Annotated in this window: 19 protein-coding genes; 8 read left to right on the top strand and 11 right to left on the bottom strand. The window is 69.8% G+C overall.

Annotation, left to right across the window (positions count from 1 at the left end; all coding sequences use genetic code 11):
• Positions 1 to 63: 63 nt before the first annotated feature.
• A complete protein-coding gene (locus ASF88_RS18935; RefSeq protein ID WP_235493557.1) occupies positions 64 to 291 on the bottom strand; it encodes a hypothetical protein in 228 nt (75 codons plus the stop codon).
• A gap of 324 nt (positions 292 to 615) precedes the next feature.
• Here ASF88_RS18935 and ASF88_RS18930 point away from each other — a divergent pair, with 324 nt between their 5' ends.
• From ASF88_RS18930 to ASF88_RS18920, 3 genes are read left to right on the top strand one after another with little or no spacing between them, the layout of a single operon-like run.
• Complete coding sequence (locus ASF88_RS18930; RefSeq protein WP_055922506.1) at positions 616 to 1,791, top strand: EfeM/EfeO family lipoprotein; 1,176 nt, start codon at positions 616 to 618, stop codon at positions 1,789 to 1,791.
• Positions 1,788 to 3,023, top strand: a complete 1,236-nt coding sequence (gene efeB / locus ASF88_RS18925) for an iron uptake transporter deferrochelatase/peroxidase subunit (protein ID WP_055922503.1) — start codon at positions 1,788 to 1,790, stop codon at positions 3,021 to 3,023. The genes ASF88_RS18930 and efeB overlap by 4 nt, the downstream gene beginning before the upstream one ends.
• 41 nt (positions 3,024 to 3,064) lie before the next feature.
• Positions 3,065 to 4,732 (top strand): phospholipase C, encoded by a 1,668-nt coding sequence (locus ASF88_RS18920; RefSeq protein ID WP_055922500.1) that lies wholly within the window; start codon positions 3,065 to 3,067, stop codon positions 4,730 to 4,732.
• 66 nt (positions 4,733 to 4,798) lie between these two features.
• Here the strand turns inward: ASF88_RS18920 and ASF88_RS18915 are convergent, their stop codons facing one another.
• Positions 4,799 to 5,638: an SDR family oxidoreductase gene (locus ASF88_RS18915; RefSeq protein WP_055922497.1), complete on the bottom strand. Its 840-nt coding sequence runs from the start codon at positions 5,636 to 5,638 to the stop codon at positions 4,799 to 4,801.
• 98 nt (positions 5,639 to 5,736) lie between these two features.
• Positions 5,737 to 6,687: an alpha/beta hydrolase-fold protein gene (locus ASF88_RS18910; protein WP_055922494.1), complete on the bottom strand. Its 951-nt coding sequence runs from the start codon at positions 6,685 to 6,687 to the stop codon at positions 5,737 to 5,739.
• A 48-nt stretch (positions 6,688 to 6,735) separates the two neighbouring features.
• Between ASF88_RS18910 and ASF88_RS18905 the strand changes: the two genes are divergently transcribed.
• A complete protein-coding gene (locus ASF88_RS18905) occupies positions 6,736 to 7,572 on the top strand; it encodes a MerR family transcriptional regulator (RefSeq protein ID WP_235493555.1) in 837 nt (278 codons plus the stop codon).
• Positions 7,573 to 7,691: 119 nt separating this feature from the next.
• On the opposite strand, the gene araA is transcribed toward ASF88_RS18905, so the two are convergent.
• The 4 genes from araA to ASF88_RS18885 all read right to left on the bottom strand — a co-directional run bounded on the left by araA (position 7,692) and on the right by ASF88_RS18885 (position 12,713).
• Positions 7,692 to 9,209, bottom strand: a complete 1,518-nt coding sequence (araA, locus tag ASF88_RS18900) for an L-arabinose isomerase (protein ID WP_055922488.1) — start codon at positions 9,207 to 9,209, stop codon at positions 7,692 to 7,694.
• Positions 9,209 to 9,913: an L-ribulose-5-phosphate 4-epimerase gene (locus tag ASF88_RS18895; protein WP_055922485.1), complete on the bottom strand. Its 705-nt coding sequence runs from the start codon at positions 9,911 to 9,913 to the stop codon at positions 9,209 to 9,211. The genes araA and ASF88_RS18895 overlap by 1 nt, the downstream gene beginning before the upstream one ends.
• A complete protein-coding gene (locus ASF88_RS18890) occupies positions 9,910 to 11,553 on the bottom strand; it encodes a xylulokinase (protein ID WP_055922482.1) in 1,644 nt (547 codons plus the stop codon). The genes ASF88_RS18895 and ASF88_RS18890 overlap by 4 nt, the downstream gene beginning before the upstream one ends.
• A 158-nt stretch (positions 11,554 to 11,711) precedes the next feature.
• Positions 11,712 to 12,713, bottom strand: a complete 1,002-nt coding sequence (locus ASF88_RS18885; RefSeq protein WP_055923098.1) for a LacI family DNA-binding transcriptional regulator — start codon at positions 12,711 to 12,713, stop codon at positions 11,712 to 11,714.
• Positions 12,714 to 12,926: 213 nt separating this feature from the next.
• Here ASF88_RS18885 and ASF88_RS18880 point away from each other — a divergent pair, with 213 nt between their 5' ends.
• The 3 genes from ASF88_RS18880 to ASF88_RS18870 are packed head-to-tail and all read left to right on the top strand — an operon-like array spanning position 12,927 to position 16,162.
• Positions 12,927 to 13,838 (top strand): ribose-phosphate pyrophosphokinase, encoded by a 912-nt coding sequence (locus tag ASF88_RS18880; RefSeq protein ID WP_200935328.1) that lies wholly within the window; start codon positions 12,927 to 12,929, stop codon positions 13,836 to 13,838.
• Positions 13,839 to 13,884: 46 nt separating this feature from the next.
• On the top strand, positions 13,885 to 15,471 hold the full coding sequence (locus ASF88_RS18875) for a nicotinate phosphoribosyltransferase (protein WP_055922479.1): 1,587 nt from the start codon (positions 13,885 to 13,887) through the stop codon (positions 15,469 to 15,471).
• Between the two features lie 22 nt (positions 15,472 to 15,493).
• On the top strand, positions 15,494 to 16,162 hold the full coding sequence (locus ASF88_RS18870; RefSeq protein WP_055922475.1) for an NUDIX hydrolase: 669 nt from the start codon (positions 15,494 to 15,496) through the stop codon (positions 16,160 to 16,162).
• On the opposite strand, the gene ASF88_RS18865 is transcribed toward ASF88_RS18870, so the two are convergent.
• Positions 16,152 to 16,556, bottom strand: a complete 405-nt coding sequence (locus ASF88_RS18865; RefSeq protein WP_055922472.1) for an NUDIX hydrolase — start codon at positions 16,554 to 16,556, stop codon at positions 16,152 to 16,154. The two genes, ASF88_RS18870 and ASF88_RS18865, sit on opposite strands and share 11 nt — an antisense overlap.
• A 54-nt stretch (positions 16,557 to 16,610) precedes the next feature.
• On the opposite strand from ASF88_RS18865, the gene ASF88_RS18860 reads away from it, so the two are divergent.
• Positions 16,611 to 16,970, top strand: coding sequence for a nuclear transport factor 2 family protein (locus ASF88_RS18860; RefSeq protein ID WP_055923097.1), 360 nt, complete (start codon positions 16,611 to 16,613; stop codon positions 16,968 to 16,970).
• 32 nt (positions 16,971 to 17,002) lie between these two features.
• On the opposite strand, the gene ASF88_RS18855 is transcribed toward ASF88_RS18860, so the two are convergent.
• The 3 genes from ASF88_RS18855 to ASF88_RS18845 form a co-directional block, all read right to left on the bottom strand.
• Positions 17,003 to 17,839, bottom strand: a complete 837-nt coding sequence (locus tag ASF88_RS18855; protein ID WP_055922470.1) for an alpha/beta fold hydrolase — start codon at positions 17,837 to 17,839, stop codon at positions 17,003 to 17,005.
• 390 nt (positions 17,840 to 18,229) lie between these two features.
• Positions 18,230 to 18,580 carry a hypothetical protein gene (locus ASF88_RS18850; protein WP_055922467.1) on the bottom strand — a complete coding sequence of 117 codons (351 nt, stop codon included), beginning with the start codon at positions 18,578 to 18,580 and terminating at the stop codon, positions 18,230 to 18,232.
• Positions 18,581 to 18,640: 60 nt separating this feature from the next.
• A complete protein-coding gene (locus tag ASF88_RS18845; protein WP_235493553.1) occupies positions 18,641 to 19,348 on the bottom strand; it encodes a hypothetical protein in 708 nt (235 codons plus the stop codon).
• Positions 19,349 to 19,458: the final 110 nt, after the last annotated feature.

The raw sequence follows: 19,458 nt of genomic DNA, 5'->3' as shown, positions 1-19,458 counted from the left end.
GATGGCGACACAGCGCCGCCATGCTGGCGACACGATACGACGGCGCGACCGCGCGTGGCTACGTCACATATCGGGTGGTGTTCTGACGCCGCCGTCGGCGCGGAAGCCGGCCGTGGCCTCCTCGTAGGTGGTGTGCTTGCGTGCGGGGTGGGATTCGGCGGGAGGCGGCACGTCGGCCCGGCTGAGCGCGTGCAGCACGAGCTGCTCGACGAGCTCGGCCGCGGTGGTCTCGCGGTGGCGGGCGATTCGGACCAGCGCGGCGAACTCGCGCTCGCCCAGGCGGATGGTCAAGGGGATTCCTGCAGGCGCACGACCGGGGCCGTGAGCGGAGGCGGGCTCAGCGACATCAATACCGTGAGAATCCTTCATATAGTGCATGGTCTCATGGACACGTCCACTTTAGAAGAACCCAAAAAACGAAACGTACGCCGGATTGCGCAGTTGTCGAGTAGACGAGATGCACAAGAGGTGCCTGGCCGACTCCCGGAGGGCTCCGCGTCCCCCGTTCGGGGCTGTCGGCGTGACCGTCGGGTGAACATCGAATGAAGGCCCTCCAGCGACGCACAGGCGCCTCCTAGGCTCGCTCCTGTTCCACGACCAGGAGGCCTCCCGCCGATGTCACAGCGCGCCCGACTCACGGCGCTCTTCGGCGTACTGGCCGCGGTGGTCGCCGTCGTGATCGTGCTCGCCGTCGCCGTGCGGCCGGCCGCGGTCAACGCGGCGCCGTCGGGCGAGATCGCCGTGACCGCGGGCATGGACGACTGCGGCGACGGCTGGGGCTCCGGAGGCACGGCGCCGGGAGGCACGGCCGCCTTCGACGTCGACAACACCACGGTCGGCGGCATCGAGGTCTACCTCCAGGCCCTCGACACCCACAAGGTCTACCTCGACCTCGAGAGCATCGGCGCAGGGGCCCACGCGCACGCCCGCGTCACCCTCGGCTCCGGGCGCTACCGGTTCGTGTGCCTGCCGGCCGACGCCGATCCGGTGCGCGGGCCGACGGTCGCGGTCGGCCCCGCGCCCAGAGGATCGGCGCTCACCCCCGGCATCGTGCCGGTGACGCGCACCGACCTCATCCCGGCCGCCCAGGCCTACGGCGCCTGGGTCGCATCGCGCCTCCCCGCCCTGCGCCAGCAGGCCGCTGCAGTCGCGGCCGACGCCGAGGAGGGCGACTTAGCGGCTGCCCGCCGCGACTGGCTCACCGCCCACACGACGTATGAGACGCTCGGCGCCGCCTACGACGCCTTCGGCGAGATCGGCGACGAAATCGACGGGCTCCCCGGTCACGGGCTGACGGGTTTCCACGCAGTGGAGGCCCCGCTCTTCACCGCGGGGTCGGCCTCCGCCGCCGTCGGCCCGGCGCAGCAGCTCGTGGCCGACATCGACCAGCTGATCGCCGCGTTCCCCTCGGCGCAGATCGACCCGGGCGACATGGGCCTGCGCGCGCACGAGATCGTGGAGGACGCCCTCCGCGACGTGCTCGCCGGCGCGGCCGACGCGGGATCGGGGACCGAGCTCGCCACGATCGACGCCAATCTGTCCGGCGCGGCGCAGGCGTTGGCGCCGCTGGACGGCATCCTCGCCTCCCGCTACCCCGGCCTGGCGGCGACGCAGCAGTCGATCGCCGCGACGCAGAAGCTCGTGGAGGGCTTCCGTGGCGCGGACGGAACCTGGACGCGCCTCTCGGCCCTGACCACCGCCCAGCGCGAGCACGTCGACGCAGCGCTGAGCGAGACCGCCGAGCTGCTCGCTCCGGTGGCGGCCATCTGCGACCCGAGGAGGGACCCGTGACGGGCATCGGACGACGGGACTTCCTGCACGCGGGCGCCGGCGTCGCGGCGGGTGTCGCTGCGACGGGCGAAGTGACGGGCGGACTCGGCGCGGCGCACGCATCGCACGCGGCCGGGTCGCGTGCCGCCACGGGCGCCCTCGCGTTCCACGGCGAGCACCAGCAGGGCATCCTCACCCCCGCGCAGCGATCGGCCGCGTTCGTGGCGCTCGACGTGACCGCGGCCTCCCGAGCCGAGCTCGCCGACCTGCTGCGCACCATCACCGAGCGCGCGCGGTTCCTGACCACGGGAGGCACGCCTCCCGACCCCGGGCTGACCGCGCCGCCGCGCGACTCGGGTGTGCTCGGCCCTACCGTCGTCGCCGACGGGCTCACCGTGACGCTCTCGGTCGGCGCCTCGCTCTTCGACGACCGCTACGGACTGGCCTCCGCCAAACCCGCGAAGCTGCGGACGATGGACGAGTTCCCCGACGACTCGCTGCGCCGCGAGGTCTGCGACGGCGACCTCCTGCTGCAGGTCTGCGCCGACGACCGCGACGCCGTCACGCACGCCGTGCGCGAGATCGCCCGCGCCACCCGCGGCGGGATGGGCGTGCGCTGGCGGCAGGACGGGTTCGTCTCGCCGCCGCGGCCGAGCGGCACCCCGCGCAACCTGATGGGCTTCAAAGACGGCACGAGCAACCCCGACACGAGCGACGCCGCCCTGATGAAACAGCTCGTGTGGGCGCGCGGCGGGTCGGGCGAGCCCGCCTGGGCGACGGGAGGCAGCTATCACGTCGCCCGCGTCATCCGCATGCTCGTCGAGTTCTGGGATCGCGTGAACCTCCATGAGCAGGAGAACATGATCGGCCGCCGCCGCGACACCGGCGCACCCCTCACGGCCTCCGCCGAGCACGACGACCCGCACTTCGAGAACGACCCCACCGGCGACGTCATCCAGCTCGACGCGCACATCCGGCTCGCCAACCCGCGCACGAAGGCGTCGGCCGACCAGCGGATGCTGCGCCGCGCCTACAACTACGACGGCGGCGTCGACGCCAACGGGACGCTCGACATGGGCCTCGTCTTCGTCGCCTTCAACCAGGACCTCGACCGCCAGTTCGTGGCGGTGCAGAAGCGCCTGGCCGGCGAGCCGCTCACCGACTACATCCAGCCGTTCGGCGGCGGCTACTACTTCGCGCTCCCCGGAGCGCGCGACTCCTCCGACTGGCTCGGGCGCAGCATGCTCGCGTGAGCCGGAGGTCCCGAAACACCCATCGAACAGAAGGAAGCAGGATGTCCAGACTCTCTCGCCTGCGGCGCCACCCGGTCGCCTCGGCCGGCTTGGCGCTGCTCGGCGCGGCGACCCTCACGGCGGCCGGCGTGCTCGCGGTCGCTCCCGCGTCGGCGTTCCCCGACCACGGAGGCCCCGACCACTCCCACCAGACCCAGACTCCGATCAAGCACCTCGTCGTCATCTTCGACGAGAACATCTCCTTCGACCACTACTTCGGCACCTATCCGAACGCGGCGAACACCGACGGCACGGCGTTCCACACCGCCCCGAACACCCCGAAGGCGAACACCCTCGTCACCAGCGGGACCCTCACCAACAACCCCAACCTCTACAAGCCGTCGCGGCTGACCTCGGCGCAGGCCCTCACCTGCGACCAGAACCACAGCTACGCGGCCGAGCAGGCGGCGGTCGACGGCGGCAAGATGGACATGTTCGTCCAGAAGACCGAGACCGACACGTGCTCCGGCGCCTTCGGCCAGCCGGGCCTCGTCATGGACTACTACGACGGCAACACCGTCACCGGGCTCTGGAACTACGCCCAGAACTACTCCATGAGCGACAACATGTGGGACACCGGGTTCGGTCCCTCGACCCCCGGGGCGCTGAACCTGATCTCGGGCCAGACCCACGGCGGCACCGCGTACGACCCGAAGACCGGGGCCGTGCTGCCGACCTCCACCGCCGTACAGTCGCCGAACGCCGCCGGCGTCGGCACCGTCATCGGCGACCCCGACCCGGTGTACGACGACTGCTCCGACAGCGACCACACCGCCACCTCCGCGCTGGTCGGCATGGCCGGCAAGAACGTGGGCGACCTGCTCAACGCGCGCGGCGTCACCTGGGGTTGGTTCCAGGGCGGCTTCACTCCGACCACCGCCTGGAACGGGCAGTCCGGCAGCTACGCCAAGTGCGACGCGACCACCGCGAACGTAGGAGGCGCGACGCCGAAGGACTACTCGCCGCACCACAACCCCTTCTCGTACTACAAGTCAACGTCGAACCCGCACCACCTGCCGCCGACGTCGACCAAGGCCATCGGGCACACCGACCAGGCCAACCACCAGTACGACCTGACCTCGTTCGACAAGGCCGTCGCCGCGAACAACCTGCCGGCCGTCTCGTTCCTCAAGGCTCCGGAGGCGCAGGACGGGCACGCCGGCTACTCCGACCCGCTGGACGAGCAGAAGTTCGTCGTCAACGAGATCAACGCCCTCCAGAAGTCGAAGGACTGGTCGAGCACCGCGGTCATCGTCACGTATGACGACTCCGACGGCTGGTACGACCACGTGGCGCCGACCGTGACCAACGGCTCGCACGACGCGGCCGTCGACTCCACGGTCTGCACCAGCGTCTCGAAGGTCGCCGGCGGCTACGCCGACCGCTGCGGCCCGAGCCAGCGGCTGCCATTCCTCGTGGTCTCGCCGTGGGCCGCTCAGAACACGGTGGACCACACCGCGATCGAGCAGACCAGCCCGCTGAAGTTCATCGAGGACAACTGGGGCACCGGCCGGATCGGCGACGCCTCCTTCGACAGCCGTGCCGGCTCGCTGAACGGGCTGTTCGACTGGCATCACCCGCAGCAGCGGGAGGTGCTGCTGAGCCCGACCACCGGAGCCGTCACGCAGGTCGTCCCGACCCACGGCCACGGGGGCGACGACCAGCACTAACCCACCACGCGAAGGGCACGTTGTTGCCGCTTCTCCACGCGGAAAGCGACAACGACGTGCCCTTCGTCATCTCTCGCCGTCGAGGTACTCGTCGAGGGAGAGCGGACGGCGGCCGGTGACGCGCTCGACGTCGCCGCTGACTCCGGCGAGCTCGCCCGCGGCGATGGCCGTGTAGGTGGAGACCCAGGCGTCGTACTGCCACTGCGGGGCGTCCCACTTCTTGCGGGACTCGTACGCCTCCTCCACCGACTCGTCGTGGAACGACACGGGCCGGCCCAGGTGCGCGGTCAGCTTCTCGGCGACCTCCGACATCGTCAGCTCCTCCGGCCCCGTGAGGTCGTAGGCGACGTCGCGATGCTGCTCGGGATGCTGCACCGCGATCGCGGCGACCCGCGCGACGTCGGCGCGGGCGACCATCGCCGCGCGCCCGTGGTCGGCCGGGCCGCGGATCACGCCGTCCTCACCCACCATGAACTCGACGAAGTCGAGGTACAGGTTGTCGCGGAGGAACGTGTACGACATCCCGCTGCCCGCGATCCGCTCCTCGGTGGCGAAGTGGTCGCGCGCCAGCGTGAAGGTCGCGTCGGGCGCAGCGCCGAAGAACGACGTGTAGACGATGTGCCGCACGCCCGCCGCCGCAGCCGCGTCCACGAAGGTGACGTGCTCGCGCAGGCGCTCGGCGTTCTCGGCGGCCGACACCATGAGGAGGGTGTCGACGCCCTCCAGCGCCGCGCGCGCGGACGCGGCGTCGCCGTAGCTGCAGGCGACGATCTCGCTGTTCGGGTACCTCGGCGCCCGCTCGGGCGAGCGCGCCAGCATCCGGAACGGGACGCCCGCATACGACAGCGCATCCGCCGCGAGCCGCCCGACCGCCCCCGTCACCCCCGTGACCGCAACAATCCCCATCACGCGCTCCGTCCTCCGAGCCGACCCGCCGTCGTCCGGTACGCCCATGATCGGTCAGGAACCGTGGCGTCGTCCACTGGGATCGACCTCCTCGGCGGTCAGGCGAAGTGGGCGGCGGCGAAGGCGAGTTGCGCGGGGGCCTCGCGCCTCCAGAAGTCGAGGTCGTGGCCTCCGGGAGGGAAGCCTCCTGCGGGGTGCGGGTGGAGGCCTGCGACGTAGTCCTGCACGTTCGGGCAGAAGCCGTCGCCCGTTCCGCAGCCGACGCGCAGCGGAATGCCGGCCAGCGCGGCCTCCTGGCCGAACGGCGTGTTCGCGGCGAAGTCGGCTGCGCCGTCGAACGCGCCGTGGGCGGCCTCGGCGGCGGTGTGCCAGATCGCCGGGCTCTCCGCCACGACAGACGCGACCCGGGCGGAGCCGAGCAGGCCGCCGAGGTGGAGGGCGCCGTAGCCTCCCATCGACCACCCGAAGAGCGCCACCTTCGACGTGTCGAGCCCGGCCTGTGCCAGTACCGGGAGGAACTCGTCGGTCACCATCGCGCCCGCGTCCTCCCCGCTCGACCGTCGATGCCAGTAGGTGTTGCCGCCGTCGACGGACGCGACGGCGAAAGGCCGCGACCCCCGCTCCACGGCCTGCGCGAGGAAGCGGTCGAGTCCGAGTCCGTTCCCGAACGCGGAGCGGTGGTCGCCGCCGTAGCCGTGCAGCGCGACCAGCACCGGGAGGGCGTCGCCCGGCTTCGCCCCCGGCGGGTAGCTCACCGTCCACCCGCACGTCACGCCGAGGCGGGCGGCCGAGACGAACGACCCGGAGACCTCCGGGCCGGGCGCCGTCGACGGGATCCGGCCCGGCTCGCCGTTCAGACCGAGCAGCTGATGGAGTTTCGAGCGGCCCGGCAGGATCCGCTCCTCCACCGCGAAGGCCGCCCCGGCGCCCAGGAGGGCGAGCGACGCGACGCCGATGCCCGTACCGATCAGAGTGCGCCGGGCGACGCTGCGCCTGCGCGGCTGTGCGGCCTCCGGCGTGGTCGGTTCGGGCGCAGACGCGTCGTCCATGCGCTCACCCTAATGGGGCTTGACCCTCACATCGTGTCAGGCTGGAGCGTGGCTTCCATCATGTACACCATCGGAGAATTCGCCGCGATCGGGCGGATCAGCGTCAGGATGCTGCGGCACTACGACGCGATCGGTCTGCTGCCGCCGGCGCGCGTCGACGAGCGGAGCGGGTACCGCTACTACTCTGACACTCAGCTGGGGGACCTCCTGCTGATCGTCGAGCTGCGCCAGCTCGGGATCGGTCTCGACGCCATCGCCGCCGTGCTCGCCTCGGCCGACCCGCGGCCCGCCCTCACGGCGGCGCTGCGGCAACGCCGGGCCGAGCTGGAGGCGGGAATCGCCGACGACCGCACCCGGCTCGACCGCCTGGAGCGGCGCCTCCGCATACTGGAAGGAACGGAGACCATGTCCACACCCGTCGAATACCGCCCCCTGGAGGCGCTCACCGTCTACGCCGTCAGCGGCACCGCGCCCGGGATGGGTCCCGAGCTGGTCGGCCCGATGGTCGGGCCGCTCATCGGCTCGCTCGACCAGGCGCTGGAGGCCGCGGGCCGGCCGATCCTCGCGCCCTCGGTCTTCTGGTACGAAGCGCGCGACGACGAGCGGCTGGAGGTGCACATCTCGTACCCGGCCGAGACGCCGCCGCAGCCCGGCGAGGGCTACGAGGTCGTCGAGCTCCCGGCCGTGCCGCTCGCGGCGACCGTGCGGCACGTGGGCGACATGTCCGGAATCGGCGACTCCTGGATGGCGCTCACCGAGCGCCTCGTGGAGGACGGCTACCGCATCGTCGGCCCGACCCGCGAGGTCTACGTGCAGGCCACCGGGCACGCCCCCGGCCCCGACTGGATCACCGAGCTGCAGGCCCCCGTCGAGCGCACCTCCTGACCGCGCCGCCGCAGCCGTCGAGTGCGCGGACTGTTCGCGCACTCGACGGCCGGCGCGTGGAGGTGGGACCCGGGCGCCGACGCCGATGACATGCCGGCGACCGGGAGTGGAGGCCGCGGCTAGATGCCGCGGGCGAGGCGGTAGTAGGCGGCGTTCCAGTCGAGCTCGCGGGAGAACGCGCGCAGCGTGGTGTCGTCGTCGATGATCAGCAGCTCGGTGCGGGCCATCCGGGCGAAGTCCTCGAACGCCTGGATGCCGACCGCGGTGCTCATCACGGTGTGGTGGGCCGCGCCGGCCTCCAGCCACGCGGTCGCCGAGGTGCGGAAGTCCGGAGCCGGCTTCCACACGGCGCGGCCGACGGGCAGCTTGGGCAGCGGAGCCGACGGCTCCACGACCTCCACGACGTTGGCCACGAGCCGGAACCGGTCGCGCATGTCCGAGAGCGCGACCACGACGGCGGGACCGGGGTCGGCCGTGAAGACCAGGCGCACCGGGTCGTCCTTGCCGCCGATCCCGAGCGGGTGCACCTCGAGCGTCGGCTTCGTGGAGGTGAGGGAGGGCGCGACCTCCAGCATGTGCGCGCCGAGGATGCGCTCGTCGCCGGGCGTGAGGTCATAGGTGTAGTCCTCCATGAGCGAGGCTCCGCCCGGGAGACCCGCCCCCATGACGTTCGCTGCACGCACCAGGATCGCGGTCTTCCAGTCGCCCTCGGCGCCGAAGCCGTAGCCCTCCGCCATGAGGCGCTGAACGGCCAGGCCGGGCAGCTGCGTGAGCGCACCGAGGTCCTCGAAGCTGGTCGTGAACGCGCCGAAGCCGCCCCCCTCGAGGAACGAGCGCAGCCCCAGCTCGATCGCGGCGCCGTCGCGCAGCGACTGATGACGGTCGCCGCCCCGGCGGAGCTCGGGGACGACGTCGTACAACTCCTCGTACTCGGCGACCAGAGCGTCGACATCGGACGAAGCCGCAGCGGCGACGGCGTCGGCGAGGTCGTTGACGCCCCATGTGTTCACCTGCACGCCGAACCGCAGTTCGGCCTCCGTCTTGTCGCCCTCGGTGACCGCGACGAAGCGCATGTTGTCGCCGAAGCGCGCGAGCTTGAGCGAGCGGGTCGCCGCCCAGCCCGCCGCGGCACGCGCCCAGGTGCCGATGCGGGAGGTCACGGCGGGGTCGCTCACGTGGCCGACGACGGTCGTGCGCGGAACGCCGAGCCGGGTCTGGATGTACCCGAACTCGCGGTCGCCGTGCGCGGCCTGGTTGAGGTTCATGAAGTCGAAGTCGATCTCGCCCCACGGCAGTTCGACGTTCGCCTGGGTGTGGAAGTGCAGCAGCGGCTTCTGGAGGGCGTCGAGGCCGGCGATCCACATCTTCGCGGGGCTGAAGGTGTGCATCCAGGCGACCAGGCCGATCACGGCGTCGTCGGCGTTGGCCTCCAGCGCGATGCGGCGGATCGCGTCGGAGTCGGTGAGGACGGGCTTCCAGACGACGCGCACCGGCATGTCGGTCGAGGCGGCGAGCTGGTCGGCGATCGTGCGGGACTGCTCGGCGACCTGGGCGAGGGTCTCCGGGCCGTACAGGTGCTGGCTGCCGGTGAGGAACCAGACCTCGTAGCCATCGAGGGAGGTGGAGAGCTTCGGCATCAGGAGAGGGATCCTTCCGGGTTCTGTCCGTAGACGTTCTGGTAGCGGTCGAAGAGACTGTCGATGGCCTCCTGAGGGAGGGGGACGAGCGGGCCGCCCTGGCGGGCGACGTGCACGGTGCGGGCCACGTCCTCCGCCATCACCGCGGCCTTGACGGCGTCGCGGGCGTCGCGGCCGATCGTGAAGACGCCGTGGTTCTGCATGAGCACCGCGCGGCTGCGGTGGCCCTCCAGCGTCGCGACGATGCCGCGGCCGATCGAGTCGTCGCCGATGATCGCGAACGGGCCGACGGGGATCTCCCCGCCGAACTCGTCGGCCATCGCGGTGATGACGCACGGGATGGCCTCGGCGCGCGCGGCCCAGGCCGTGGCATAGGTGGAGTGGGTGTGCACGACACCGCCGACCTCCGGGAGATGGCGGTAGACGTAGGCGTGCGCTGCGGTGTCGCTGGAGGGCGAGCGCTCGGAGCCGAGCGAGCCGGGCACCACCGCGCCGTCGAGGGTGCAGAGGATCATGTTCTCGGGGGCGAGGTCGTCGTAGTCGACGCCGCTCGGCTTGATGACGAACAGCTCCTCTCCCGGCACGCGGCCGGAGACGTTGCCGCCGGTCCAGACGACGAGCCCGTAGCGCACCAGCTCGGCGTGCAGCGCGGCGACCTGCTCCCGCACCCGGCGGACGGCGGGGGTCTCGAGGTCGGTGGTCATCGGGCGGCTCCCTTCAGAGCGATCGACTCGACGGCGGCGCGCTCGGCGGCCAGGCCGTCGCGGTAGCGGTCGAGGTGGGCGGCGAAGCCGCCGACGTCGTCGGGGTGCGGCTCGGTCGTCTCGAACACGAAGCCGCCGAAGACGTCGCGGCGGAGGTAGCGGTCGAGCGTCACGCCTGCCCGCGCAGCAGGGAGGTAGGCCGCGAGCACCGCGATGCCCCACGCCCCGCCCTCCGACGCGGTCTCGGCGACCGAGACCGGGGTGTCGATCGCTCCCGCGAGGAAGCGTTGCGCGACGCCCGCGGTGCGGAACATGCCGCCGTGCGCGAACATCCGGTCGAGGGCCACGCCCTCCCCGTCGAGCACGCGCATGCCGAGCGCGAGCGTGCCGAAGACGCCGTAGAGCTGGGCGCGCACGAAGTTTCCGAGGGTCAGGCGGCTGTCGGGTGTGCGGACGACCAGCGGCCGGCCCTCCTCGAGGCCGGTGATCGGCTCGCCGGCGAGGTAGTTGTAGGCGAGGAGGCCTCCCGCGTCGGGCTCCCCGGTAAGCGCTTCGCGGAACAGGGTCTCGAAGACGGCGTCTGCCGCGACCGGTGCTCCGGCGGCCTCCGCGAACCGCCCGAACAGCGACGCCCACGCCGAGAGCTCGCTCGCGCCGTTGTTGCAGTGCACCATCGCGACCGGGTCGCCGGCCGGGGTGGTGACCAGGTCGAGCTCGTGGTGCACCCGCTCCAGCGGGCGCTCCAGCACGACCATGGCGAAGATGCTGGTGCCCGCGCTGACGTTGCCGGTACGCGGGGCGACCGAATCGGTCGCGACCATGCCGGTGCCCGCGTCGCCCTCCGGCGGGCAGAGCGGGACGCCGGGGCGGAGCGACCCGGTCGGGTCGAGCAATGCGGCGCCCTCGGCGGTGAGCTCACCGGCAGGATCGCCGGCGACGAGCACCTCGGGCAGGAGGTCGGCGAGCGCCGGGAGGTCGATGCGCGTGCGGACGAGCGCGTCGTACCGCTCGACGAGCCCGGCGTCGTAGCCTCCGGTCGTCGCGTCGATCGGGAACATCCCGGACGCGTCGCCGACGCCGAGGACACGACGGCCGGTGAGCTTCCCGTGCACGTACCCGGCGAGCGTGGTGATCGAGTGCAGCCGGGCCAGGTGCGGCTCGCCGTCGAGGACGGCCTGGTGGAGGTGTGCGATCGACCAGCGCAACGGAATGTTGACGCCGAACAGCTCGCTCAGCTCGGCGCTCGCGGCGCCGGTGGTGGTGTTGCGCCAGGTGCGGAACGGCACCAGCAGCTCGCCGTCCGCGTCGAACGCGAGATAGCCGTGCATCATCGCCGAGACGCCGATCGCCGCGAACGTCTGCGGCGCTGCGCCGTGGCGGCGCTCGACGTCGGCGAGGAGGTCGGCGTAGGCCGCCTGGAGGCCGGACCAGACCGCGTCGAGCGAGTAGGTCCACATCCGGTCGACGAACTGGTTCTCCCAGTCGTGGGAGCCCACGGCCAGCACGGTCGCCGGGTCGTCGGCGTCGACCAGACAGGCCTTGATGCGGGTGGAGCCGAACTCGATGCCGAGCACGGTGCGGCCGGAGAGGATCGCGCTGCGGGCTGACACCGCGGATTCGTCATCAGTGGCTGGCGCCATGGCGGTTCCCTCACTTCGTCGTGTCGACCACGCATCTCGTGCGCGTGTGACCGGTCACATTGATTCTCCGAGGATAACCCATCCCCGAGGGGCGGGTAAACGCCCCTAAAACGCCCGGGAAGCGGCCATTGCGCGCCCCTCGATCACCCGGGAGCCGGTCAGGCCGAGTCGCGGAGCACCAGCACGGGCGCCACGGGCGCGGCGAACGCGAGCTCGCGGCCCTCGATGAGCGCGACGAGCCGCGCCACGCAGCGCCGGCCCAGCTCGGGGAAGTCCTGCCGCACGGTCGTCAGCGGCGGCGAGAAGAAGGCGGCCTCCGGGATGTCGTCGAACCCGACGAGCGCGATGTCCTCCGGCACGCGCAGCCCGAGCAGCCGCGACGCGTGCAGCACGCCGAGCGCCATCTGGTCGTTGGACGAGAAGATCGCGGTGGGAGCCTCCGGGCCCGCGAGGAGCTCGGCGCCGATGGCCGCACCGGAGGCGGCCGTCCAGTCGCCCTCCCGCGACACCACGGCCTCGAGCCCTGCGGCCGACAGCTCGGCGACGAAACCGTCGCGCCGGGCGCGCGCCTCCGACCAGTCGCCAGGCCCGCTCAGGTGCGCGATGCGGGTGTGCCCGCGGTCGAGCAGGTGGCGGGTCGCGATGCGGGCGCCTTCGAACTGGTCGACGAACACACCGTCGTCTCCGGCCACCCCCGCCCCGTGCAACGTCACCGACGGGACCGACAGCGACAGCGCGGCCATGGCCTCCTGAACCGCCCGCTGCGGGGCGATCACTACGACGCCCTCCACGGACTGCGCGCCGAGGTGGTCGATGGCGGCGGCCAGCTCGGCACGGTCGAGGGAGGCCGCGTGCGCCACCGTGACGAAGTAACCGGCCTCCCGGCCGGCCTGCTCGACGGCGTCGATGCTGGAGGCCGGACCGAACAGCGACGACGCGGACGCCGCGAGTACCCCGATGGTGCGAGACCGCGCGGTGGTCAGCATGCGGGCGGCGCGGTTGGGCCGGAAGTTGAGAGCGGCCATCGCGTTCAGCACGCGCTCGCGCGTCTCCGGGCGGATGCTGGGGTGCTCGTTGAGCACGCGCGAGACGGTCTGCCGCGACACGCCCGCCGCCGCCGCGACCTCCCGCACGCCCGGCGCCCGCCCGCTCTCGCTCACATCCACACACTAACCGCCGCATCATCATCGCCCGCAATGAGGGGCGAAGCCCAGTGTCGCATCACCGAAGCGCACCGGTACACGCCAGCACTCCGATATGAATGCGGTGCTCGCGTAGACACTGAGCGCGAACCGGAGTTGCCAGTTCAGCTCGCCGACACACCATGAACGAGTAACTAGTCACGTCGATTAGTTTATTGATAGACTGCGACTATGACGGTAGAACTCACCACACACATCGGGCCGGGGTACATCACGGCCCCGACTTTCGAGCAGATGCGCTTCCCCGCCGGCGAAGCACACATCAAGGTTGCCAACGACAACGCCGGAAAAGGTCCGCTGACCGAGGTCGCCCGCATCTACGGCGCTGACGGCAACGACCTCATCACGCTCGCGATGTGGGCCGATGCCGCCCGTCAGCGCGGCGCCCGAACCGTCCTCCACATGCCCTACCTCCCCGGCGCCCGCCAAGACCGCGGCCTACCCTTCGGCGCTTGCGTCTACGCCGACGTGATCAACGGAATGAGCGTCGACCAGATCGTCTGCGTCGACCCGCATTCCCTCGTCATGCCCAGCCTGCTGAACAATCTCACCGTCATCGACTCGACCACCCTCGTCCGTCACCACGTCGTCGGCCGCGCCGACGACGACGAGCAACCCCAGCGCTATCAGGGCATCATCGCGCCCGACAAGGGCGCGTTCGACCGGGCCGCCCGTGTCGCCGACGCGTGCCACCTCCCGCTCTACCGCGCCGAAAAGCAGCGTGACCCCGCTACCGGTCAGCTATCCGGGTTCACCTGCGAATTGCTTCCCCCGAGCGGCCGGTTCCTCGTCGTCGATGACATCTGCGACGGCGGGGGGACCTTCATGGGCCTCGCCGAGGCTACCGGCCTCCCCAAAGACCGCCTCGGCCTCTACGTCAGCCACGGGATCTTCTCGGGCAACGCCCACCTGCTCCACGACCACTTCGGAGAGATCGTCACCACCGACAGCTATCGCCCGGCTGCCGGAGACCCTAGCCGACTCGGCGTCACGCCGCGCGTCCTCTCGCTTCAGCGACAGCTCATCGCCGCGACTGGCAGCGGCGACGCTCCCGTCAAAACCGACCTCGGCCTCGCCGACTGAATGACCACAAATCACTTAGCACCCGCCCACAGAACGGATCACAGCAATGAACACTGTCGCCACCCTCAATGCCGGACCATCGAGCGCCAGCCCGATCGCCGCACTCCTCGCCGCAGACGGATACAAGCAGTCACACCGCATGGCCTACACACCCGGCACCACCGCGATCCTCATCAACTGGACGAACCGGTCCAATAGATTTCTCCCCGACGCGACACACGCTGTCCATTTCGGAGTCCAGGCCTTCTGCCAGCAGTACCTCAATGAGGCCTGGGCGCCATTCTTTGCCGCCCACGAGGACACCGTCGCCACTGAGTTCGAGAAGGTCCTGCTCGATTACTTCGGCCCGAACGACATCGGCAGCGATCACATCCGGGCTCTCCACCGCAAGGGCTACCTCCCCCTAGTCGTCCGCTCCCTCCCCGAGGGGACGCTCGCCCCCATCGGCATCGCCACCGTTCTGATCGAGAACACCGATGCCGAGTTCTTCTGGTTGCCGAACTACATCGAGACCGCCCTCTCCGCAAGCATCTGGCACCCGACCACCGTCGCTACCATCTCCTCCCTGTACCGCGAACTCGTGGAAGAGTGGGGGGCGCGCACGGGCGGCGACGCTGACGGGATCGGATTTCAGGCCCACGACTTCTCGTTCCGTGGCCAGCACTCCATCGACGCTGCCGCCGCATCCGGCGCCGGCCACCTCCTGTCCTTCCTCGGCACCGACACCATGTCCGCTCTCGACTGGATCAGCCGGTACTACCCAGGGGAGAACGGCTGGGTCGGTGCTTCGGTCCCCGCCACGGAGCACTCCGTTATGTGCTTGGAAGGGCGGGCGGGCGAACTGGACACATTCCAGCGAATCCTCAAAGTCTTTCCCGAGGGCATCGTCTCGACCGTCGCCGACGGCTTCGACTTCTGGGGCGTACTCACCAACCTGCTCCCCCAGATGAAGGACCAGATCATGGCCCGCGATGGCAAGCTCGTCATTCGACCCGACTCCGGCGACCCAGTGGATATCATCACGGGGGAGATCATCGTCAAGGACCAGGAAAGCCGAGCCATGTACGAGGCAGAGAAGGCCGCAGGGGCCTACGGCCCTGCCGACCTCGGCGCGATCGAGGTCCTCGGCGACTTGTTCGGCTACACGGTCAACGAACGGGGTTACAAGGAGCTCGACAGCCATATCGGCCTCATCTATGGCGACTCCATCACCCTCGAGCGCGCCAAGCAGATCTTCGAGCGGCTCGAAGCCAAAGGTTGGGCTTCTACCAACGTCGTCCTCGGCATCGGCTCGTACACGTTCGCGTATCTGACGCGCGACGTCCTCGGCTCAGCCGTGAAAGCCACCTGGGCCCTTGTCAATGGCAATCCGGTCGACATCCAGAAGGACCCGAAGACCGGCAGCGGCAAGAAGTCAGCGAAGGGGCGCCTTGCCGTCCTCCGTGACGAGACCGGCGAGCTTTACATGGTCGAGCAGGCCACTCCAGCGCAGGAGAAACAGTCGGAGATCCGGCCCGTCTGGATCGATGGGCAGTTCGTCGCCGCACAGTCCTTCGCGGAGGTCCGCTCCACGCTCGAGGCCGAACGCGCCGCCCGTGCCGAGCGCAGGGCACGCGACCTCGTCCAGATCTGATCGACGGAGGGAGCAGTCCATCATGGAAGGCGCGGGAAGGAGCCCGGAGTCTGAGTTCGACCAGCCGCTGATCGCGATCGACGTCGTCCCGCTAGCGTTCTCCGTTGTCGACGGGCTCCGCGTCGGAACCGCGACGCGCCTATTCGAGCCGTATGCCGGTCATCAGGCGCTCCCCGGGGTGCTGCTCCGCTCTGGAGAACGCCTAGGCGTGGCCGCGTATCGGGCGCTGCAGGACAAGACTGGTATCCACGCCTCCGACGTACTGCGCACGGTGCAGCTCGGCGCATTCGATCGCCCTGGCCGCGACCCCCGCTCGCACGCGATCTCGATCGCTTTTCTCGCTATCGTCACACCCGGGTCCGGGGACCACACGGTGTGGTCCCCGACCGGTGCCGAGCTCGGCCTGCCCTTCGACCACGATGCCATCATCGACGCGGCCCTCGAGCAGGCGCGAAACCGGCTCTGGACCGACCCTGCCACCACGCGCGCCCTCACCGGCGACACGTTTCCCGGTAATGTCGCGAGCTCGCTGACCACAGCACTTACCGGCAAAGTCCCGATCCTTTCCAACCTCAACCGCGTCCTCGCCTCCAACCCGAATGTGACCAAGCTCAGCGGAGACTCCACAGGCGGACGCGGCCGTGCAGCGTTGTGGAAATGGAACGACTGGATCTCAACCGTCAGTCGATGAGGTCGAGCGCCGCCAGGCGCTCGAGGACCGCGCGGCCGGCGGGCGGGCAGCGATCGGCGTCGACGGTGGTGACCCAGTGGAAGGCGCCCACCTCGGCCGACGGTCGCGGCTCCGCGTCGGTCTCGGCGCGGAAGACAGCCATGTGCACCATCCGGCCGTCGGGTTCGCCGTGCGCCTGCGTCCGCACCTCGAAGAGCTCGGTGAGCCCGGCCGGGTCGAGGACGAGCGACACCTCCTCGCGCGCCTCCCTGGCCGCGGCCTCTGCCGCCGATTCGCCCGCGTCGATCTTGCCGCCGGGCATGTAGTAGACCTCTCGCCCGCGCGCAGTGACCATGAGCACCCGTCGGTCGCGCACCACCGCGACGGCCGACACCAGCAGCGGAGGCAACGTCATGCCTCCACGCTACCGATCGGGCCAGCCCTTCCGCCGCGGTGCCATGCTGTGGGGATGATCAGCGCCGACTTCGCCCGCCGGTTCGTCGACCAGTGGGTCGCCGACTGGAACGCCCACGATCTGGAGGGCCTGCTCGACCACTACACCGACGACGTCGTCTTCACGTCCCCGCTCGCGGAGCGCTTCCTGCCAGGCAGCGGAGGCGTGGCCCGCGGCAAGGAGGCGCTCCGCACCTACTGGACGGCGGGGCTCGCCGCGCTCCCCGACCTCCACTTCGAGGTGCTCGACCACTACGTCGGCGCGAGCACGATCGTGATCCGCTACCGCAACCAGAACGGCGGGGTCGTCTGCGAGGTGCTCGAGTTCGACGGCGAATTCGTGAGGCGCGGGCACGGGACGTACCTGGCGGCCTAGCTGCACCGCCGCCGGAACGCCGACGGCGGCGATTACTGCTGGATGAACGCGAGGAGGTCGGGGTTGATGACGTCGGCGTGGGTCGTCAGCATTCCGTGCGGGTAGCCCTCATAGATCTTGAGCGTCGAGTTCTGGAGGAGTTCAGCCTGCTTCAGCGACGCATCTTTGTACGGCACGACCTGGTCGTCATCGCCCTGCATGACCAGCACCGGCACGGAGATCGCCTTCAGATCCTCCGTCTGGTCGGTCTCGGAGAAGGCTTTGATGCCTTCGTAGTGGGCGAGAGCGCTTCCCATCATCCCTTGACGCCACCAGTTGGCGATCACCGGCTCGGAGACGGTGGCGCCCGGGCGGTTGAACCCGTAGAACGGCCCAGCGGCCACAGCCTGGAAGAACTCGGCCCTGTTCGCGGCCAACGCCTCGCGGAACCCGTCGAACACCGCGATCGGAGTGCCGTCCGGGTTGGCGTCGGTCTGCACCATCAGTGGCGGCACCGCGGAGACCAGGACCGCTTTGGCGACCCGTCCCTGCGGTTCTCCGTACTGGGCGACGTAGCGCGCGACCTGGCCGCCGCCTGTCGAGTGCCCGATGTGGATGGCGTTGCGGAGGTCGAGGTGCTCGACGACGGCGGACGCGTCGCTGGCGTAGTGGTCCATGTCGTGACCCGTGCCGATCTGGGATGACCTGCCGTGACCTCGCCGGTCACTGGCGATCACCCGATACCCCTTTGCGAGGAAATACAGCATTTGGGCGTCCCAGTCATCGGAGGAGAGCGGCCAGCCGTGGTGGAACATGATGGGCTGCGCGTCATGGCTGCCCCAGTCCTTGTAGAAGATCTCTGCGCCGTCATCCGTGGTCACGAAAGCCATTTCAGTCTCCAGTTCAGGTCGCGCCGAGCAGGGCGGCACGATTGTTCGTTTCACTGTTACCCGAATAGCGTCTCGCGGCTCCTGCATTCCCGTCTAGGACGTTCAGTCGAACGGCGGGCTAACGATCCTCTGCCGCCTGCTTCAGGGCCGATCCGAAGAAGGGGCTCCGGCCCGATCGGTTTTCTACAGCCTGAGCTTCCAGGTCAGCGTGTAGCGCGTCGCGGCCGATTTCATTCGTTCTCACCGCGGAGCGGAGCCGTGCGACGCTAAGCGCGATCGTGCGCAGGATGACGTTGGCCGACGGGTCGATTCGGTGATGCTCCACTTGTAGCCGATCGGCGGCAGGTACTCGCCCTCAGCTGTGTACTCCGCTCGGCACGAGGTGGCCGGTCACAACAGAGTCTTGGACCAGAATTCGATCAGCAGAATCAGGAACAGCGAGAGTGTAGGCGGGACGCAGAGCGAGGAGAGCACTAGCGTCAGGGTGGCGAGAGCGTTGTGAGGTGCGTGGATTGCGGCGCGCGCGGCGAGAACGATGCTGGCGATTATCAGCGGGAAGATGAGGACGCTGGCGTACACGGGGTATGCGAGGAAATTAAGCCTGTAGATCGCTGCGGATCTCGAATCCGCGATCACTCCTCCCATGAACGCTGCCAGGAAAACGAGCACCGCGGCGATGAGTAGCAGGAACGCGAGGAGCGCACGGGATTTCTTCTGGGTAATGGTCGCCGTGTCGGTCACAGAAAGTCCCTTTCGCTAAAGCGGCCTGCCTCAGGTGAGTTACGTGCGGGCTGCGGACAATCACCAAGCCCACCCGTCGTCGTCTGCACTCGCCTCCGCCCTCGTCGAAGATGCGTCTGAGGATGCGTCCTCACGGAACTGGCGGAACAGCTCCGACGGGTCGACGACCGTCGCCGAAACCTCCGGGTTGACACCGTCGGGCCCACCTTCCCCGAGAGACGCAGGCGAGGAAGGCGTCGGCGTCGGCGCATTCAGGTCACGCAACGACCGCTCAAGTGCCCAGTCGTCGATGGAGGGGTGAACGGAGCACTCCGTCCTCACGTGGATGGAGACGAGGTCGTTGGTGGCGGTGAGCCCGTAGTACACGCCGTCGGGACGTACCGCGCGAACGACGACGCTTTGCCAGCCCTTCGGGGTGGTCCAGTCGATGGTCCTAGTGACGGTAAAGCCTTCGCTCTCCCAGTAGGCGGTGAGTTTGTCCGCGATCGGGTGCGGGTCGTGTTGGAACGGGTCGTGCTGGACGCCGGCGTCCAACTGGTGGGCTCTTTTCGACCCCACCGTTCCGCAGGGGGACAAGCCCACCCTTTCAGTGGCCGGGTCCCAGGGCTCCTTCTTGATGATCGGGCTGCGGTACCAGTCCTCGGTGTCGCCGGTGGCGGCGATCGCAGCGTTGGTGAGGTCTGCCCATTGGGTCAGCAGCTGGGTGATGGTCTTCTGCGGGGCGCCCGGGGATTGCGGGACGGGGCCTCTGAGAGCGGGGACGGACATGCATCCTCCTAAGAGTGTTGCGGCGAGTGCCGCCACGATGCCTAAGCGCACGACACGAACCACGATCCCGTGCGTACCGCGGTTCATCCGGTGGGCCTCGACCCGCCCAC

It is taken from the genome of Leifsonia sp. Leaf336 (assembly GCF_001423695.1).
Taxonomy (GTDB): domain Bacteria; phylum Actinomycetota; class Actinomycetes; order Actinomycetales; family Microbacteriaceae; genus Leifsonia.
Note: the sequence above shows the minus strand (reverse complement) of the source record. Positions and strands in the feature narration are given on the sequence as shown.

Excerpts from the sequence above, each read along its gene's own strand:
- ASF88_RS18930 (WP_055922506.1), top strand. The coding sequence starts at position 616 with ATGTCACAGCGCGCCCGACTCACGGCGCTCTTCGGCGTACTGGCCGCG.
- ASF88_RS18920 (WP_055922500.1), top strand. The coding sequence starts at position 3,065 with ATGTCCAGACTCTCTCGCCTGCGGCGCCACCCGGTCGCCTCGGCCGGC.
- ASF88_RS18915 (WP_055922497.1), bottom strand. The coding sequence starts at position 5,638 with ATGGGGATTGTTGCGGTCACGGGGGTGACGGGGGCGGTCGGGCGGCTC.
- ASF88_RS18910 (WP_055922494.1), bottom strand. The coding sequence starts at position 6,687 with ATGGACGACGCGTCTGCGCCCGAACCGACCACGCCGGAGGCCGCACAG.
- araA (WP_055922488.1), bottom strand. The coding sequence starts at position 9,209 with ATGCCGAAGCTCTCCACCTCCCTCGATGGCTACGAGGTCTGGTTCCTC.
- ASF88_RS18895 (WP_055922485.1), bottom strand. The coding sequence starts at position 9,913 with ATGACCACCGACCTCGAGACCCCCGCCGTCCGCCGGGTGCGGGAGCAG.
- ASF88_RS18890 (WP_055922482.1), bottom strand. The coding sequence starts at position 11,553 with ATGGCGCCAGCCACTGATGACGAATCCGCGGTGTCAGCCCGCAGCGCG.
- ASF88_RS18880 (WP_200935328.1), top strand. The coding sequence starts at position 12,927 with ATGACGGTAGAACTCACCACACACATCGGGCCGGGGTACATCACGGCC.
- ASF88_RS18875 (WP_055922479.1), top strand. The coding sequence starts at position 13,885 with ATGAACACTGTCGCCACCCTCAATGCCGGACCATCGAGCGCCAGCCCG.
- ASF88_RS18870 (WP_055922475.1), top strand. The coding sequence starts at position 15,494 with ATGGAAGGCGCGGGAAGGAGCCCGGAGTCTGAGTTCGACCAGCCGCTG.
- ASF88_RS18865 (WP_055922472.1), bottom strand. The coding sequence starts at position 16,556 with ATGACGTTGCCTCCGCTGCTGGTGTCGGCCGTCGCGGTGGTGCGCGAC.
- ASF88_RS18860 (WP_055923097.1), top strand. The coding sequence starts at position 16,611 with ATGATCAGCGCCGACTTCGCCCGCCGGTTCGTCGACCAGTGGGTCGCC.
- ASF88_RS18855 (WP_055922470.1), bottom strand. The coding sequence starts at position 17,839 with ATGGCTTTCGTGACCACGGATGACGGCGCAGAGATCTTCTACAAGGAC.
- ASF88_RS18845 (WP_235493553.1), bottom strand. The coding sequence starts at position 19,348 with ATGTCCGTCCCCGCTCTCAGAGGCCCCGTCCCGCAATCCCCGGGCGCC.